General features: G+C 59.7%; 18 protein-coding genes and 2 pseudogenes. 7 read left to right on the top strand and 13 right to left on the bottom strand.

The window, feature by feature from the left end:
• Positions 1 to 62 precede the first annotated feature (62 nt).
• Together NKL04_RS08690 and NKL04_RS08685 are read right to left on the bottom strand one after the other, a co-directional pair.
• A complete protein-coding gene (locus NKL04_RS08690; RefSeq protein ID WP_023702869.1) occupies positions 63 to 1,682 on the bottom strand; it encodes a GMC family oxidoreductase in 1,620 nt (539 codons plus the stop codon).
• A complete protein-coding gene (locus NKL04_RS08685; RefSeq protein WP_023707502.1) occupies positions 1,679 to 2,428 on the bottom strand; it encodes an FCD domain-containing protein in 750 nt (249 codons plus the stop codon). The genes NKL04_RS08690 and NKL04_RS08685 overlap by 4 nt, the downstream gene beginning before the upstream one ends.
• Before the next feature lie 187 nt (positions 2,429 to 2,615).
• Here NKL04_RS08685 and NKL04_RS08680 point away from each other — a divergent pair, with 187 nt between their 5' ends.
• Complete coding sequence (locus NKL04_RS08680; RefSeq protein ID WP_031209870.1) at positions 2,616 to 3,710, top strand: mandelate racemase/muconate lactonizing enzyme family protein; 1,095 nt, start codon at positions 2,616 to 2,618, stop codon at positions 3,708 to 3,710.
• A gap of 325 nt (positions 3,711 to 4,035) precedes the next feature.
• Positions 4,036 to 4,446 (top strand): hypothetical protein, encoded by a 411-nt coding sequence (locus NKL04_RS08675; protein WP_031209871.1) that lies wholly within the window; start codon positions 4,036 to 4,038, stop codon positions 4,444 to 4,446.
• A gap of 661 nt (positions 4,447 to 5,107) precedes the next feature.
• Here the strand turns inward: NKL04_RS08675 and NKL04_RS08670 are convergent.
• The 5 genes and pseudogenes from NKL04_RS08670 to NKL04_RS08650 form a co-directional block, all read right to left on the bottom strand.
• A pseudogene (locus NKL04_RS08670) lies at positions 5,108 to 5,754 on the bottom strand (SDR family oxidoreductase).
• A 160-nt stretch (positions 5,755 to 5,914) separates the two neighbouring features.
• A complete protein-coding gene (locus NKL04_RS08665; protein WP_156951518.1) occupies positions 5,915 to 6,412 on the bottom strand; it encodes a 2,4'-dihydroxyacetophenone dioxygenase family protein in 498 nt (165 codons plus the stop codon).
• Positions 6,413 to 6,624: 212 nt separating this feature from the next.
• Entirely contained in the window at positions 6,625 to 7,272 is a 648-nt protein-coding gene (locus NKL04_RS08660; RefSeq protein ID WP_023702877.1) for an NADH dehydrogenase ubiquinone Fe-S protein 4, read from the bottom strand.
• A 184-nt stretch (positions 7,273 to 7,456) separates the two neighbouring features.
• Positions 7,457 to 7,965 (bottom strand): annotated as a pseudogene (locus NKL04_RS08655) (Hsp20/alpha crystallin family protein).
• A gap of 74 nt (positions 7,966 to 8,039) precedes the next feature.
• Positions 8,040 to 8,516: an Hsp20 family protein gene (locus NKL04_RS08650; protein ID WP_023824891.1), complete on the bottom strand. Its 477-nt coding sequence runs from the start codon at positions 8,514 to 8,516 to the stop codon at positions 8,040 to 8,042.
• A gap of 2,060 nt (positions 8,517 to 10,576) precedes the next feature.
• Between NKL04_RS08650 and NKL04_RS08645 the strand changes: the two genes are divergently transcribed.
• Positions 10,577 to 10,750 carry a hypothetical protein gene (locus NKL04_RS08645; protein WP_023672650.1) on the top strand — a complete coding sequence of 58 codons (174 nt, stop codon included), beginning with the start codon at positions 10,577 to 10,579 and terminating at the stop codon, positions 10,748 to 10,750.
• A gap of 338 nt (positions 10,751 to 11,088) precedes the next feature.
• Here the strand turns inward: NKL04_RS08645 and NKL04_RS08640 are convergent, their stop codons facing one another.
• Both NKL04_RS08640 and NKL04_RS08635 read right to left on the bottom strand, forming a co-directional pair.
• On the bottom strand, positions 11,089 to 11,478 hold the full coding sequence (locus NKL04_RS08640) for a hypothetical protein (protein WP_023702883.1): 390 nt from the start codon (positions 11,476 to 11,478) through the stop codon (positions 11,089 to 11,091).
• A gap of 372 nt (positions 11,479 to 11,850) precedes the next feature.
• On the bottom strand, positions 11,851 to 12,099 hold the full coding sequence (locus NKL04_RS08635; protein ID WP_023672647.1) for a hypothetical protein: 249 nt from the start codon (positions 12,097 to 12,099) through the stop codon (positions 11,851 to 11,853).
• 300 nt (positions 12,100 to 12,399) lie between these two features.
• On the opposite strand from NKL04_RS08635, the gene NKL04_RS08630 reads away from it, so the two are divergent.
• A complete protein-coding gene (locus tag NKL04_RS08630; protein ID WP_352723500.1) occupies positions 12,400 to 13,392 on the top strand; it encodes an IS481 family transposase in 993 nt (330 codons plus the stop codon).
• Here the strand turns inward: NKL04_RS08630 and NKL04_RS08625 are convergent.
• Positions 13,389 to 13,922, bottom strand: coding sequence for a J domain-containing protein (locus NKL04_RS08625; protein WP_023672646.1), 534 nt, complete (start codon positions 13,920 to 13,922; stop codon positions 13,389 to 13,391). The two genes, NKL04_RS08630 and NKL04_RS08625, sit on opposite strands and share 4 nt — an antisense overlap.
• Before the next feature lie 484 nt (positions 13,923 to 14,406).
• On the opposite strand from NKL04_RS08625, the gene NKL04_RS08620 reads away from it, so the two are divergent.
• Positions 14,407 to 14,619, top strand: a complete 213-nt coding sequence (locus tag NKL04_RS08620) for a hypothetical protein (protein ID WP_023672644.1) — start codon at positions 14,407 to 14,409, stop codon at positions 14,617 to 14,619.
• 11 nt (positions 14,620 to 14,630) lie between these two features.
• Here the strand turns inward: NKL04_RS08620 and NKL04_RS08615 are convergent, their stop codons facing one another.
• Positions 14,631 to 14,759, bottom strand: a complete 129-nt coding sequence (locus NKL04_RS08615; protein ID WP_023702884.1) for a hypothetical protein — start codon at positions 14,757 to 14,759, stop codon at positions 14,631 to 14,633.
• A gap of 209 nt (positions 14,760 to 14,968) precedes the next feature.
• On the opposite strand from NKL04_RS08615, the gene NKL04_RS08610 reads away from it, so the two are divergent.
• The gene (locus NKL04_RS08610) at positions 14,969 to 15,190 is read left to right on the top strand and encodes a DUF768 domain-containing protein (protein ID WP_023695060.1); all 222 of its coding nucleotides are present in this window, start codon (positions 14,969 to 14,971) and stop codon (positions 15,188 to 15,190) included.
• 372 nt (positions 15,191 to 15,562) lie between these two features.
• Here NKL04_RS08610 and NKL04_RS08605 read toward each other — a convergent pair whose 3' ends face one another.
• The gene (locus NKL04_RS08605; protein ID WP_023695061.1) at positions 15,563 to 15,853 is read right to left on the bottom strand and encodes a hypothetical protein; all 291 of its coding nucleotides are present in this window, start codon (positions 15,851 to 15,853) and stop codon (positions 15,563 to 15,565) included.
• A gap of 158 nt (positions 15,854 to 16,011) precedes the next feature.
• Here NKL04_RS08605 and NKL04_RS08600 point away from each other — a divergent pair, with 158 nt between their 5' ends.
• Positions 16,012 to 16,386, top strand: coding sequence for a hypothetical protein (locus NKL04_RS08600; RefSeq protein ID WP_023695062.1), 375 nt, complete (start codon positions 16,012 to 16,014; stop codon positions 16,384 to 16,386).
• Positions 16,387 to 16,550: 164 nt separating this feature from the next.
• On the opposite strand, the gene NKL04_RS08595 is transcribed toward NKL04_RS08600, so the two are convergent.
• Positions 16,551 to 16,733 (bottom strand): DUF3606 domain-containing protein, encoded by a 183-nt coding sequence (locus tag NKL04_RS08595; RefSeq protein WP_023734668.1) that lies wholly within the window; start codon positions 16,731 to 16,733, stop codon positions 16,551 to 16,553.
• Between the last annotated feature and the right edge of the window lie 377 nt (positions 16,734 to 17,110).

The raw sequence follows: 17,110 nt of genomic DNA, 5'->3' as shown, positions 1-17,110 counted from the left end.
TTCCTCACGATATCGGCCCAGACGGCTTCGGCGATGACGCCGTCGGCAAGCTGGATCCGGCGCTATGCCGCCTCCAAAATAAAGTCGGCGCAGCGGTCGCCCAGCATCATGGCGGGCGCCGCCGTATTGCCGGCATTGATGTTGGGGCAGGCCGACATGTCGGCAACCCGCAGATTGTCTATTCCGCGCACGCGCAGCGCCGCGTCCAGCACCGCCATCCGGTCGCTGTCCGAGCCCATCCGGCATGTCCCGGCCGGATGGTAGTTGGTCTTCACAAAGCGCTTGCAATGCTTTGTCATGGCTTCGTCGCTGAGATCATCCTGGCTTGGCACGGCAATGGCCTTGACCCGATCGGCGAGCGGCTTGGTCTGAAAAACCTGCAGGAAATAACGCTGGCCGGAGATCATTTCCCTCATGTCGTCGGGATGTTTAAGGAGGTTCGGCGAAACGATCGGCATGTCCTTCGGATCCGCCGAACGCAGCCTCACGAAACCGCGCGACTTTGGCTTCACCACCACTGTCGTCACGGTAAGCCCATAGGTGTTCTCGACCAAGGTCAGGATATCGCGGTCCAGATAGACGTGCGGTACGCAGAAGGCCTGGATCGTCGGTTCGCCCTCGGGATCGGCCGGATTGACGAAGGCTCCGGCCTCCACCCCCGCTGACAGGATCGTGCCGGTGCCGAAGAGCTTGAAATGCAGGCCGTTCCTGATCATCCTCCAGCCTTGGCCCTGCCTGAAATAGCCGTATGGGCCGTTTGCGGTGGCGATGATCGGCACCTCCGGATGGTCGATCAGGTTTTCGCCGACCCCGGGCAGGTCGGCGACGCAGGAAATGCCGTGCCCGGCAAGCGCCTCGGCGGGGCCGATGCCGGACAGCATGAGCAGTTTCGGCGAGACGAGGGCACCGGACGAGACGATCACGTCGGCATCTGCATGGACGGTATGCTCGGCGCCCGACGCATCCGAATAGACGACGCCGGTGACCCGACCGTTTTCGATCAGCAGCCGGCTGACTGTGCAATTGAGTTTCAGCGTCAGCTTGGGATCATTCGTCAGCGGCTCGACGAAGGCATAGGCGGCGCTGCTGCGCTTTCCCCGCCGGTTCATGAACTGGTAGAAGCCGACCCCGCGCTGCGACGGTCCGTTGAAGTCATGGTTGTACGGCAATCCAAGGCCTTGGACGGCCTGGACGAACCAACGGGAAACATCATCGATGTGGCCTGGATCCGAGACCAGCAGCGGACCTTCGCTGCCATGCAGTTCGCCGCCGAGGCGGTTGTTTCCCTCCATGCCGGTGAAATGCGGCAGCACCGCCTGCCAGTTCCAGCGCACGCCGGCATTGTTGCCGCGCAGCAGTTCGTCCCACTCCTCATAATCGGCCGAGCGGCCTCGCATGTAGACCTGGGCGTTGACCGAGGTGCCGCCGCCCAGCACGTTGCCTTGCGAGATTTCATGGACGCGGCCGTCGAGATGGGCCTGCGGCTCGGTGCGGTGATAGCGCATGAATTTCGAGCCGTTGATCATCTTGAAGATGCCGGGCGGCATGTCGAGCAAGGGATGATGATGGGAATGGCCGGCCTCCAGCAGCAGGGTTCGCCGTCCCGCTTTGACAAGCCTTGCCGCCGCGACGCAGCCGGCTGCTCCGCCGCCCACCACGATATGGTCGTAGGACTGCGTCATGCTTCCGGCGCCTCACGGCTTTCGAATGTACCGCGGACATACTCCCAGGCCGCCGAGAGGTGGTTGAGCAGCGCCCGCTCGGCGCCGTCAGGATCTCGCTCAAGGATGGCCGTGCAGATTTCACGATGGCTGAGGAAATTCACGCGGTTGCGCTCGGGCGACCGTGGCATGCGCATCCAATGCGGCGACAGCCAGGCGGTAAATGCCTTGTGCACGACAGGCAGCACCGGGTTGCGCGCGATGTCATAGAGCGCTGCGTGGAACGCCACGTCCGTCGCATAGAATTTCTCGGAATCCGGGATGGCCGCCTCGTTCATCGCCAGCGCCGCCCTCAGGGCTGTGACGTCATCCTTGCGGGCATGGATGGCGGCGTTGCGCGCCAGCGACGCCTCGAGGAAGACGCGCATGTCGTAGAGGTTCTTCACGCCCGCCTGGTCGCTCAGCAGATGTCCTACAATGCCGTCGAGGGCGCCGAGCGCGGCATCCAGGCCAGGCCGGCGCGCCACGGGCCGGAACCGCGGACGCGCTTCCACCAGGCCGCGGCTGGCCAGGCGCGCAATCGCCTCACGCACAACGCCCCGGCCGACACCATACTCGATCATCAGTTCGCGCTCGGCCGGCAGGTAGCTGCCGTCGCCAAGCCTTCCGGACGTGATGTCGGCCTCTATGCCGGCCACCATCGCGTCGGCCGCGCGGGCGGCGAGAATAGCCGCGGGCATCTCAGGACGCTCTTCCGTATCCAGCAAGCCTTTTCCTCCCAGATGGTCCTGTTATTAGAAGGTAAATCGGACCAAAGCACAAGCGGTTTGATGCTTTTGTAGGACCAAAAATGACAGACTGGCTTCAGAATCGCTGAAAGATCAACCACATTGTTGCTAGTCAGCGCTGCCGGTGCAATTATGGTCCGATGAAAAAACCTGAATGGAGCGCAGCATGAGCCGCACCGAAATCAAGGAAGTCGAGACCCGGCTGTTCCGGGTCCCACTGCGTGAGGTGATGACCGATGCCAAGCACGGCGCGCACACGCATTTCGAGCTGGTCACCGTCACGCTGAGGCTTGCCGACGGCACCGAGGGCACAGGCTACACCTACACCGGCGGCAGGGGCGGCTATGCGATCAAGGCAATGATCGATCACGACCTCGCGCCGTTCCTCAAGGCTCGCGACGCAACGCAAATCGACACGATCTACGACGGCATGCTCTGGCACATCCACTATGTCGGGCGCGGCGGCATCGCTTCTTTCGCGATTTCGGCGATCGACATCGCGTTGTGGGACCTCAAGGGCCGGCGTAGCGGCCTGCCGCTTTGGCAGATGGCGGGCGGGGCCGGGAAGAGCGCCAAGGCCTATCGCGGCGGCATCGACCTAAACTTTACCCTCGATCAGCTTTTGGCCAGCATCGATTCCTATCTCAATGGCGGCTTCACCGGGGTGAAGATCAAGGTCGGCAAGGACGACCTGGCCGAGGATGTGGCCCGGGTGAAGGCAGTTCGCGAGCGCATAGGACCTCATGTCACCTTTATGGTTGACGCCAACTACGCGCTCGACGTCCCGCGAGCGATCGAGGCAGCGAGAGCATTCGCCGCCTACGATCTGCTGTGGTTCGAGGAGCCCATCATACCCGACGACTATGAGGGTTACGCCAGCATTGCCAAGGCGACCGGAATGCCCCTGGCAATGGGAGAAAACCTGCATGTCATCGAGGAGTTCGAGCATGCCTTCGCTTGGTCGAATCTCGCCTACATCCAACCCGACGCCTCCAACTGCGGCGGGGTCACCGGCTGGCTGCGCGTGGCAGCGCTCTCACGCAAGGCTGGCATTCCGGTCTGCAGTCACGGGATGCAGGAACTTCATGTCAGCCTCGTTGCAGGTCAGACAAATGCCGGCTGGGTGGAGGCGCATAGTTTTGATATTGACCATTATACCACTGAGCCGCTGAGGCTTCAGGATGGTTTGGCGATAGCACCCGACGAGCCTGGAGTGGGCGTTGTCTTCGACTGGCGGAAATTGGCGGATTTTCGCCAATAGCGCCTTGCATGGAACATGGTGCCTGTCGCTGCCGTTTGGAAATCTTGGAGGCGGCCGCATGCATTTTGTCCGGATCCTGCTTCCTCGTTCCGGCAACGCGGAGAGCGCTTCGCCGAGGAAGACTTCGACCGTCTGAAGAACGAACTCGCCGCCGCCGCAGCCAGCGGGCATACCACTTATCGGATGCCACACTTACATTTGTAATTGCAGTGACGCTTCACCGGCTTTAACTCACGCGATCATAGCAGCGACACGACAAATGCAGGCGGCCGCCCGAAAACGGGCAGAAGCTGCAAGCATTGGGTGCGCCTGCAGGGAGGCGGCGATGGTTGCAACGCGTACGGACACTGCACATCCGGTTATGGAGGACTTCATTCTATCACGGCACCGCTCACCGGTCCGCGAAGTTGGATTTTACGAGGCTATGAGTCAAACCCGACAAGCGATCGCCGCATCGCGCGAGGTGCTGAGGCGCTTTCGCGAACGTCAGGGCGACGACACTCCTCGAGCGAAGAATACAGACCGTGGTCCTGTCGCCGTGTCAGCCTTCGATGCCGACATCATACGCGCTGCATGCCGAGATCTGATCGCGGAGATGAACGTGCCCGAGTGTCAATGGCGCGAGCTGGCGCGAAGTCTGGTGCGCGAATTCGTGGCCTGCGAGCAGACCGAAGCCGGTTTGGTGGATTGGATCGTCCGCCGGCCAGCGATGGCGGAGACGGACGAGGCCGGCTGACCGGAGCCAACTGGCGGGGCGGCGAATGAGCCAGGAGTCGGTCGACCGCAATTAACGCGAGCAAACAGGTCTCCCGGCGACTTGTTGCGCGGGAACTGCGGTGATCCGAGGATCGGAAATTTTGGCGAGCGGCTTGGACACATCTGATCCTCCTCGTCTGTAGCGTCGCGCTCGTGTTCGCATTTGAAGCATGTAGCGAGGACTGGCCGATGGCGTGACCTTTGGTTGAGTGGAGACGAATGCGTCCAGCCTACTGTCCAAGGCACGGCGACGGCCATGTCGCGTTGCTCCCGGCCTTCGCACACAAGGAGCCCAGGCTGGATGCCAACCAGGCTGCATTAGGCCAGTGGGAACAATTTGCGCGGGCCGAGCTTGGGCTAGCGTCGTACAGAGGTGCAAGTATGCAAGATAATTTTGACCGAGCTTCATCCGTCGCGGAGGTTGCGGAATCCTTCGTGAGATCCCGGAGGCCGTTCTCTGTCGTATCGACCCGGGATGCGGTCACGATTGTCAGGAAACAGGCAGCTTTTTGCGAGCATACGGATGGCGAGCTTGCGGAGTTGGTGGCGGCAATTGCGGTCAGGCATGGTCGACTGGTCGCGTTCGATCTTGATCTCGACGACACAGGCTTGGAGATCGGTCGCGCAGCATAGCCAACGCCTCACGCAATGAGATAGCCACCGTCAACCGGCAGAATTGCCCCAGTGATGAACCCCGCGAGCGGCGAACACAAGAACAAGGCGGGGCCGGTCAGGTCGCCCGGCATACCCCAGCGACCCATCGGAGTGCGTTTCATCAATTCCGCGTTGCGAGCTGGATCGGCCCGTGGCGCGGCGGTCATGGCGGTCTCGATCCAGCCAGGCGCCAATGCGTTTACGCGGATGCCATCCCCGGCATAGGCGATGGCGAGCGACTTGGTAAGTTGCACGATGGCGCCCTTGGATGCGGCGTAAGCCGGCGCATGAGCCGCGCCGAAAAACGCGAACATCGAGGCGATGTTGACGATGGCGCCCCCGTTCGAGAGTGCCCTCGGAACGCGCTCGCACTCCGCATGGAGCCGGTGAGATTGATATCGACCACCGTTTCGAAACCCTGGACAGTGAATTCGGCGGCGCGCAGGTTTACCCCTGCGCAATTTACGAGCGCTGCAACGGATGTGAACTGACTGGAATATCCTTCGACCGCAGTCATGTCCCGGACGTCGAGTACTGAATACGAGACGGCGGTGCCGTATGCACGAGCGGCCGCCACCTCGGCGGCCGTGGCCCCCGTCGCGTGGACGATTGCCCCGGCCCCGGCGAACGCCATGGCGATGCCGTTTCCGATGCCTGTCGTGCCTCCGGTAATGACGACGGTCTTGCCCGCGAAGAAGGGCATGGCCCATATGGAATCGGTCACCAAGATCTCCTCGTTTCGCCTCTGTGGCGGAGCGCGAACTCATCGGCGCGGAAGACAAACGGGCGGATGTCTACCGCACGAACTGATCGACGAAATCCTTACCGAGACCCACGCTCGCATAATGATTTCTGCACATGTCGATCTTGGTGAAAACGTCCTCGAAACCAATCTGCTTGTTATCCTTGTCCAGGTAAACCATGCAGCCGGAAATGTTGAAGAAGGTGATCATCTCGGGCACGTCGCTTGGAACCGTGAGCGTGTGGATTTCACCGGGCGGCTCGAAAACGTAAGATCCGGTCTCTGCCACCCAGTCGTGTTCAAGATAGTGCCAACGCCCCTTGATCACATATCCATTCACGGGGGCCGGATGCAGATGACGGCTTAATATCCCGGCCCGGCGTACGCGGAGCAGATTGCACCACTGCCCCTGCATTGTGTTGAGCATAAGTGGTCGAAACCACACGCCCTCCGCCTGTGGGACCCAGACACGCTCGTCTTCGGGGACGGCAGCGATCGCGATCTCTTTCGGTGCCAGGGGATGGGCGGAGCCGTTGAAGGATTGATACATAGGAACCTCTGTCGCCATTCATTGGAGCGTCCATATCAGCGCGATCCTAACAACTCGGCCGAGTTCTGCCGAGGCGCAATCGGGCGCCCACGCATTGGGAAAGTTGTCGGCGCTCGCCCGCCCGCTGCCGCGACCGCAAGCGGGAAGAGGTTCAGGATGGTCCGTTGGGCGTCGAAGACGATCCGTGGGCTCGTTCTTGCCTCATCATGCGGCTATCCGGAGTGCACCGGGCTGGTCCTGGTCTGGAAGCCCCGGTTTCGGGCTTCCAGGACCAGCAAGGCGAGTTCGACCTCGTCCAATCGCGACGGGCGTGCATTTTCCGGCATGCCTTCGGCGGTGGCCAGGTCGATCAGGTACTCGTTCCAGGCCCAGTTCTTGAGCACAGCGCGTTTCTCGTCGGGTGCGAGCACCGGGTCGTCCACGACCTCCATCGGAGAGGCGTAGAATGTCTCGGGCTCCGAAAGCGCCGTCTGTATGTGCGCTGCCTGTGCACCGGCGCCATAGCCGTGACTTGCCTGGAGCCAAGCCAACTGCAGCCGCTGCCAAACCAGGTCGGAAAAGGCCTGTTTCTCCTGCGATACATGCTGACTCCTGATCTTGGCCTGGGAAGCAGGAGGTGCCGCCTGCACCACGTAATTGAGGCCTTGACGCTCGGCATAACGGATGGCCGCTTCCAGCGTCGGAAAGTTAAGTTCAACCTGGGTCAAGGTGTCCCGGCCACCGGTATAGCCCATCAGCGGCTCGATGAACGGGGCTGTGCGGCGTTCGAAGACCAATCGCCAGTCCTTGCGGGGCTTTGCCGAGGTCATGGCCGAGCGGCAGGGCTGGTAGATCCGCGCCACTGCGCCGTCCGGAAACACTGACCGTCCCCATGACAAAGCCGGCCCGTCTAGACGAGGCCGATTGTCATTGTCCGGCCAGACGGACGTCTTGGTTGGGTTCCTGATGTTGTCGCTGCTTTGAACTGTCTCCATTGCCTGTCCCTCCCGTTATGAAGGGTCGCACGGGCAGCGGCCGTAAGGGCCGCCACCCATACTGCATCCGTCAGTTCTTCCCGTTGATTGCGATCCGCTTGGCCTTCGCCTGCGCCCGCTCGGTCTTGGGCAACGTCACGGTCAGCACCCCGTTCTTGAAGGCGGCGTTGACCTTGTCTTCTTCAACCTCGTAGCCGAGCGGAATGAGGCGCTCGAAGCGACCGTAGAAGCGCTCGGAGAACTGCCGGTCCTTGTCCTCGGTCTCGGAACGCTTCTCACCTTTAAGCTTGAGCGCCCCATTTTCCAGCAGGACTTCTATGTCGCTCTCGTCCAAGCCAGGTATTTCCGCCGTGACGCGGACTTCCTTGTCCGTGTCGGAGATTTCGACACTCGGCCAACTGGCGGCGAAAGAGGGACCGAAGGCCGGCAGTCTGGCGCCAAAGCTGCGGAAGGCGTCATCGAACAGCCGGTTTACCTCCCGGTGGAGGGAGACGAAGGGGTCTCGATCTCCGTCGGGGAAGAGACTGGGCGCCGAGTTTCCGTTGCCCCGGCCCATGGGATCAAGTCACGTACGCTCATTGTCTTTCTCCTTTCGTAGGTCTCTGAGCCGGGCGGGACGCCCGGCTCAAGCGAAAGCCTTCATGGTGGATTGCTCAGGCGGCCAGCTTGTCGGTCTCGACCTTGGGCGCCTCGATCTTCGGCATGGGAGCCCCGCTGGAGATTTCGATCTTGCGCGGTTTCATCTCCTGGGGAACCTCGCGCTTGAGATCGATGCTCAGCAGCCCGTTCTCAAGGCTGGCGCCCTCGACTTTGACATGATCGGCCAGTTCGAACCGACGCTCGAAAGCGCGCCCGTTGATGCCGCGGTACAGATACCGGCCGTTCTCATCGCCGGATTGCGACCCGCTCACAACCAGCATGTTGGGCTGGTGGGTGACGGTCAGCTGGTCCTGCGAGAAACCGGCGACCGCCATCGTGATGCGATACTGATCATCATCAACCTTGGCGATATCGTAGGGCGGCCAGTTGTCGAACGAGGCCACACGGCTCGCACTTTCAAGCATGTCGACCATGCGGTCGAAGCCGATGCTGGACCGGTATAGAGGGGTAAAATCGAGGTTTGTCTTCATAGCCACATCCTCCTTGAGCAACATGGACAACAGAAGGCGCCAAGAGCCTTGCCGCCTCCTGGTGTTGCCGGCCCCATTGGGCGGCCGGCGACCATCATTTAGAATCGCGACGTGCACCTTCAAGAGGAAGAATAGGAAAATTTTCATCGGCAATCTGGGCGAACGCACCGATGCCACACCCCTCCCGCCGGCGGGGTCACTCGCCGACGGGTCCATGGTGCAAGAACAACTACGTCGCCCTTAAATCCGATCGACGAATGGTACGAACGCGGCCACTGCCGCGCTGTCACTGCAGTCAGGACCGGCACGCTCATCCGATTGATCCAACTGTTGCAACGCATCCATGATCGTGTCGAAGCTGACCGGTTCACCCGCTCCCGGCAGCATGCGAAGCGCTGGCACGGATTCTACGGCGCAGGCATCCGACGCCCATGACGAAAGAATGGCGCGCTACCCCTGAACAGCCAGGGCAACGTCGGCCAAAACGTCGTGGGGATGTTTGAAATGCCGCGCCGGATGCAGCAAGTGGTCCAGAAAACGTCGGGGGCCACGGGTTCAATCGATGCAAAATAGGTCGAAATGGGTCCTTCCATGGATGGTCCTCCGCTTCAGACAATCTCATGCGAGTTTGGCGGCTCTCGCCAGCATCCAGGAACGACGCTCAAGGACTTTCCCCAGGTGATGTCGATACCGAGAGTCATCGTCCGGCACCCTGGGCGGCTCGATCACGACCGAAGCGAACGAGCCGTTCGCGAGGGTGGCGATGCTGCACTTCCCCAGATGTTCGGAGCATAGCGAGGGCTGCGGCCTTGGAGCGGGGAGGGGACTTGCCTACATCGCACACGTCGTCGATATGGAGGTCGATGAGTTCGCCGAAGGCTTCAGGGGCGCTAACAGGGCTTTGTCGGCGTCTCACTGCGATCGACTTGGTGTCAGTGCCCCGGCGCCGCGCATCCTCGCGTTGCAGGAAGGTCTCGCTGACGCAGCGTGTGCGGTAGGTTCTAAGGTTCTGATGTTAAACAGATGCTGTAAAATCAAGAGCATAGACTGGCCGTGGCCCCTATGATGGATGGGGAAGATAGATTAACAAAATCAGATGTTTATGAGGGTTCGTGTGCAAATACTGCACACGCAAGTTCCGCTTCTCATCTTTTTTCGTTCCTACGAGGGAGCTGCCGAAAGGCCTTTTCGGACCCTCTTTTGCCGACGATACTATCCGCTCCAATGCGAATAAGCATCAGTGGAGGCAGACCACAAACCCTGGCCGACGTTGAAGTCAAAACTTCCGGGGCGGCCTTCTTCTTGTCGGGGTCGATCACCGGCAGTGGCGCAGTCGGCTCATGGAGCGGGGGCGACAGCCCAATTCATGACGAGATTGCTTTGACCAACGATCGGCCTGTTGCGACCGACGCATGGTCGATACCCACAACAGAGAACGATGCGACCAGAGATTTCACAGTCACCCTGTCCGGCTCTATCATCAAGGCCGTGGGCATCTCGTTCCAGTAAGGATCAGCCGGCGATTCGCCATTCCAAGGCCAAGCTAAGGGCACCTAGTGGGCCATATCGCGCAGAGGCTTCTTGCGCTTCGGCGGCACATAGGCCTGCACCAGCCTGACCTTGTCGATGTCGACCGTGACCGGCGGTCCAGTATAATTGTCACCTTGCCGCCTTCCTCGTCGACATAGGTGACGTTGCCGACGAGTTCGATCTGCTGCCCTCGCTTCACCTTCGTCGTGCGATCGAGGATCGAATGGGGGAAGTTGTAGCTGGGTATGCTGACGCTGACGTGGTCCTCGTCGACCCGCCTGCGCACTGTGGCCGTTATCGCCACCTCGTCGCCGATGCCTATTCCCCGAGCCATGACAGGATTCTGGAGCGGACAGCTTTTTAGTCGAGATGTAGCTAATATACGGCGCAGCCCTTGGCGGACTGACGGGCGCCACGGCCGAATCTGCCTATTTCCCAGCCGGCCAGGCCTGCGTAGGCTGACTACCAAGTTATATACGCTCATGCTAATATGAGGGCACCACACCTTATGAAGTAGGCAAAGGTGGAGCATGGTCAACGAGTCGGTGACAACCTACGTTGTGAGCGTGTTTGAAGCGCCGAACTGGCGCACGGTGCTTACGACCAACGACAAGGCTAAAGCCTTGGCCTGGGCGAGAGAGATCGGCGAAAACGTGCAGGTCGAGGAGATCACGCCGGAGCCAAAGGGTGCTAGCGCTGAGTAAAACGGCTGGTTGCTGCTGGGCGGCTGGCCGGAAGGACCGTTATCCTGCCGGAATTGATCAAGCGCGACCGTGACGAGTGCTGCCTTGCCTTGCAGGCGGCTCACGTCGCGTTTGCCAAGACAGGGGAGCCGGATTTGCAAATTGCCACGCCTAGGCCGATACCGAGGCCGAGGAACAGCTTACCTGCCGCATCGATGGCGAAGGCGCGAGCAGGGCGCCACACGTCCTGGCTAGGCTCTCTGAGGGCGCTGGCGATAGATCGAAGATCGCTTCCATGACCAGATTCTAGATCCAAATCGCGAATATGTGCGGCGGGTTTCTCGCAACAAAAACGGGCGCTACTTCTTCGTGATCCAATCCAGCAAGCCGGCTTCGATCTGCTCACACCCGACAAATTCGCGTACCAAGCATTCAGCAACAACGCGCCACTGACACTCGGGCACGTCTGCATCCCTGACTAGGTTTTGAAATGCGGAGCGGAGAACGTCGGCATCGAACCCCGATATGCGCATCGGCGCGAGATCGTCCTCGTCTTCGAGCACCTGGGCCATATCTTCGCGGTAGCGTTGGCGAAGGCGCTTGAGCAGTTCGCGCGACTCTTGGATGGCTTGCCGGGTGTGGTCCATGTGGCTGCGGAACGCAGCTGTTCCGGTCATCGACCGGCTCTGCAACTGAAAGCTGGTTTCCATCACCGCACGTGCGGTTTCTAAGTGCTTTATTAGATCCATCGCGGCCTCCCTTCCGGCGAAGGGAGTTATTTACTCTCTTTTTAGCGAAGGAGGTTCAAAGGTACGGTTTCGTACAGGGGAGGCCCCGGCCTAATCAGCCAACATTGAGCGTGGTCGGCGCTGTCGGGGGCAACGTTACAGTTGGGTGACGTGACGGTGCCGACCACACTGGAGAGTGGCATTAACCACACCCCGATCCTACCCGCAGAATGACAGCGCAGCAATTAAGCCTGATGGTCTAATCCGCGCTGCAACCATAACCCGATTTAAACTCGGTCCCTTCCCGAGTGCCCGTATGAGTTTGAGCTGTGAAGCACCTGCGCGCGAGGAGGACCTCCGCCACGCCTCACTGCAGGACTTCCGCGAGGAGAACTAGCCCGGAGGCTTCTCCCGCGGCTGTGCCGGTCCTGTCATGTTCGGCTGGATGAATGGCGCCCTCTTGCCGGTAATGGTCTCAATCGACTTCAACAGCGGTCGATGGACCTCACGTAGAGCTTGGTAGTGCTCGCTGTGATACGCCAGGAGCGGCCCGACGATGCTCTTGTGCAGCGCTTCGGCTGCCGCGATGAAGCGCTCGATTTCAGCCCGGGAAAGCTGTTCGGAAGGTTTGGTTCTGGCCATTGGCGATCTCCGCTTGAGGGGGTCGCCGCAACGAGGACTACAATCCTACATGCCGGACTGCCTCACAATAGGGCTCGCTGGCCTACTCGAGGGAAGCGATAGGACCAGCGTCAGCATGATCCTCATTGCCCCCGTCCGCAAGCGGCCACCGAAGACCCTATTCCTCAGCCCATCTGGTCTCGGCAAAATGACGCGCGAAGCTCCCCTGGAGCCTTGCGGAACTTGGGCAGATACCCTCTCTAGTTGTTTGATCCCAGGCTTTGATGGCGCATACTTTTCGTCCGAATCAAAGGATGCGCTATGGGCCAGGTTCTTCATGGGAGCGCCACGACGACAGAGGCGATCCGTCGAGCGTTACAGCATAGTCAAGAGAGCCTGAGGGCGCTGGCGAAGCGCTACGGCATCAATCAGAAGACGGTTAGGAAGTGGAGGAACCGGACGTCGGCCGCCGATCTTCCGACTGGCCCCAGAGATCCGAAGTCGACAGTGCTATCGACTGAGGAAGAGGCGGTCATCGTCGCCTTTCGGCGTTATACGCTGCTGCCACTGGACGATTGCCTCTATGCTCTCCAACCGACGATCCCGCATCTGTCGCGGTCATCCTTGCATCGCTGCCTGCAGCGTCACGGGATAGGCAGGTTGCCGGATGTCGAGGGCGACAAGCCGGCAAGGAAGAAGTTCAAGGCCTATCCAATCGGCTACTTCCATATCGACGTCGCCGAGGTCCGAACCGAGCAGGGCAAGCTGCATATGTTCGTGGCCATAGATCGGACCTCGAAGTTCGCTTTCGTCGAGCTGCACGAGAAGGCAACGACAGCGGTCTCCGCCGATTTCCTGCGCCATCTTCTTGATGCTGTCCCTTACAAGATCCACACAGTGCTTACCGACAACGGCATTCAGTTCACGACCCCAGGTGCCGGCGGCTCGGCCGTTCCGCTGATCAAGGAAGCCATGGCGGCGGGAGAAATCATATGGGCGCACGCCTTCGAACATACTTGCGCCAAGGCCGATATCGACCACCGAACGACAAAGCCAAGGCACCCATGGACCAACGGCCAGGTCGAACGCATGAACCGCACGATCAAGGATGCGACCGTCAAACGCTTCTACTACGAGAGCCATGACCAACTGCGCCAGCATCTCGCCGATTTCCTCTTAGCCTATAATTTCGGCCGTCGACTGAAGACCCTCAAGGGCCTCACGCCCTTTGAATACATCTGCAAAATCTGGACAAAAGAGCCCGAACGATTCAGGCTCGATCCAACCCATCAAACCTCGGGACTAAACATCTAGTCTCTACTCAGGAGCCGAATGCTGGTATCGCGACGCAGTTCGGAATCGGCGCGATCGACGCCTTCAACCGTGATCGCGATTGTCCCGTTCTCAATTCTTGCAATCCATCCCTTTGCCTTCATGTACCAGAGATGAAACTCCAGATGCTCTGGTGGACAGCCTAACAACCGTTCGATTTCGACGTCGCCAATGCCCGGATTGCCGACATCCTGGCGGCGCTTCACATAGAGCAGCGAAAGCAGTTTGGCCTGGACCAAAGCATCTTTCTCGACCCCTTTGGGGTCGCTTGCCTCCTCGACCAATTTAAGCCGCTCACCGGCATGCTCTCGATAGGAGATATCGTACTGGGCGCGCTTAACGGGATCCCTCAAGACGTTGTGTGCTTCTACTATTTCGCTGAAGCGGGCTTCGTTTCCAGTTTGCTGATTGTCGGGATGATAGCGCATCGCAAAGTAGCGGAATATTCGCTCAAGTGTCTCCGAGTTGGCGTTTGGGCTGATCTCCAAGAGTTCGTAGTAATCGACGAACAATGCGCTGCTCCCTCAAACATCGCTCGACAGCCGCGGGGGCCGACCGCCTACATGGCGATGCAGTGCCCTCACTCGTCGAGTTCATATACGGACAATACATTGCGCCCGGGGTCAAGATGAGCGGGAGCTAGTGGACGTCAGCCAAGGCGGCTCCCGCGCGGGGTGCAACGAAAATGGCCGGGGCCGCAGTGGGAGATTGCCTGATCAGCGCCGGCCGGAGTTCGGGGTAGAACTCAATGCCGAAGCCGCCTGCGCAGCCAAGGTTGGGGTTTGACCGCGCCGTCCTATAATGGGACAGCGCGGTCCTCGCTAGGCAGCACGCCGGGCGGGCAGTGGTCCTCGATTGTGCGCCGGATGAGCGTCAACGCTGCCCGGCATTCGTCGGCTTCGATCTTCATAACCATTGAAACATGCGTTTGAGCTAAAATGTTCCGGAACCGATTTCGGGCTCGCGGCTTGAGTCGGTGAGGGAAGAACACTAGTCATGCCCATCAGACGAAAAGCCGTGGATGCCGGGATCCTTAAGCCTGCCGAATTGGCCTTGCTAGGGCGCGTTTTCGAGCAGCTTAAACTCGTCGACGACCAATCACCCGATGCGCAGGGCCGGTTGGCCTCTCGGATCATTGCCAACTACATGGCCGGGATAAAAGATGAGGCCGAACTTCTCTCGCTTTCGAAGCAGCCGTTAGGGCGGTAAGGTCGGGAAAGCTAGAGCTTTACCAGCCGCACAACATCAAGCGCGACCGTCACCACCGGGCCACCCAGGCTGACCGTTACGGCGTCCTTCTCGACCCGTGTGACGCTGCCGATCAGTTCGATGGTCAGACCTTTGACCACCTTCGTGGTGCTATCCCGAACGGAATGCGGAAATCCGTAGGTCGGTATCGACACGCTGATCCTGTCGTCAGTGACGCGTCGAATAATGGGTGGCGTAGATCGCCACCTCATCGCCGATCTTGAGACCACTAGCCATGCACTGGAGTCTGGTGCGGCCGTCTCAGGGGTCAAGTAGCGGAACCTAATATGCGCTTTGAACTTATCGGCTGATGAGCACACGCGGCATCAACTTTCTCGATCGGTGGATGGCAGAGCACCTGCCCAACGCAATGACTGATGATCCAGTGGCGGTTAGCGACCTCGCTGACGAAATGATGAAATTTGCGGAGCGTGAGGGAATCGGTGCCGACGAGATCAAGGAGGAGGTCGGCAGCGTCTATGAGGTGATCTTGGAGGCGATGCACCACCGGGAAGGCAGCTTGGCCGAATAACCCTTGCCATCCAGGTCCAGTTAGGAATAGAATCCTTTGCGGCGACCCCTTCAACGGAGATCGCCATGCCCAAAAGACTCTCGCCGACAACCTGGCCGGGCATCCCATGTGCTGCAAGTCGACCAAACTGACGGCATCAACGCGAAGCCGGCGGTCGCGGCCGGCAGCCTTGCAATCCGAGCAGGCGAATAGCCCTCATCTGTTCGGCCGATGTGCCGGGCAAAGGAAGGCGCCAATTTGCAAATGTGATCCTCCCCGGGTCACACCGCCGAACAGCCCCTTCAGCTAGTCCCTGAGTGGGCTGATCTAAGAGCTCCACCGGCTGATTCCGGTGGGGCATCTTGCTTATCCAGGCCTCAGCCAGGCGGCGCGTCAATATTTGATTTTTCTCGATCCCATAGGGCCAAGCCCATCCGACACACGTCTCGCAACGTCCCTGACCAAATGATGGATCGCACTCGGCTCATGCGCCGCGTATGCCGTGAAGAATTGCATCGACTGTGCGACGTGATAGATCTCGCGGAAGTTCTGGGACATCAGTTCGTCATTATCGTCGAATGGATTCAACATGACATGTTCCATTCGCTCTACGGCGTCCGGGAACCTCGCGACGTAGGCTTTTAGGAATTCCTCGATCTCTTCGTCGCGGAAATGCTTGCCCAATGTCTCCTCACCAAAAGGCGCTAGCGTAACGGCATATAGGCGCTCATGCCGGCCATCACGAGGCACGCGGCCACACCCACTATGTCCCGCTGCCGGTAGCGCCAGACACCGTGATGAATGATGACGGCGCTGACCTTACTTGATCTGGAGCGCGTGTCATGACCGCCCTTCGCGTTCTAAAGCCCATGGGATGCCCGCAGGGAACCGACGCGCGCATATGGCGCCAGTCCGTAGAAAAGCGCCTGAACGACCTCCTAGACCGTGCCATGAGCCTGATAACGGCACTGGATCTCATGCAGGCTGATTGCGATCTGGAGGAAACGGCAGACGATGAGCCGTCGCTTGGCTGCCTTGATGATCTAGAGCTGGACAACGTCGACGACGAGGAAGGCGCGGACGCAGAGCCATGCCCGGACACCCACGGTGAAACCGTGATTTGGGGCGAGGATCTGAAATCTCAGGAAGTGCTGGTGGAGAGCGGCCCTAAGATGAAATTACTAGCACCATGTAGTCCTCGACAGGCTGGTTCTTAAAATTGTGTGGAACAAGGAGCCGCCTCTGCGGGTTTATGTCGTGCGCGGTCTTCTCCGGAAAGTGGCCGCTCTATTCAAGGTGAAGAAACCCGCCGCCCTGGGCCCCCTCTCAGCGGCGGGTTTCTCTATTCCGGCGGGTTTTTTTGTTGTCATGTCGCGTTTCTTTACCTGAGCTTTTCAGCGGCGGCGTTTGCCTTGTCCCTGTTGCCCTTGGTTTCCTTGATTATTTTCAAGGCCATATCCTTTGTGATTGCGTGCTTCCGGGCGAAGTAGTTCACCTCGTAAGGCTCGCTGGTGGACACCCTGGCCCGATCTTGCTTTCCCCGATTTGATTTGTTGTCAGCCATAGCTCTCTCCATGTCGCGTCCAAGTCCACGGACCTGCCGATAGTTGCAGGAAAGAATTGGCGCCGCAATCGGCTATGGGTGGCGCGCGCCTTCATTGGCGAACATGACGGGAACAATCCGCCTTTCCGTGTTGCAGTCATGTTGCAATGACAACAAGGTACAGGACGGGACAAGCCCGGAATGCAAGGGTTTGCGCGTTACAGAGCGGGAAAACCGATGCAACACGGTTCGGTCGCGGCCTTGTTCGCTAACTTCATGATTTGCCTGATCAATTGTTTGGCTGGGGTTCCTGGAAGTTTTTCGAACTTTCTGCGTCGCGGGTCAGCCCGAATTGCGCTTGCTTATGGACTCGTTAAGCCTGTGGTCGGGGGGCTCGG

The organism is Mesorhizobium sp. C264A, from assembly GCF_040324515.1.
In the GTDB taxonomy this organism is placed as follows: domain Bacteria; phylum Pseudomonadota; class Alphaproteobacteria; order Rhizobiales; family Rhizobiaceae; genus Mesorhizobium.
Note: the sequence above shows the minus strand (reverse complement) of the source record. Positions and strands in the feature narration are given on the sequence as shown.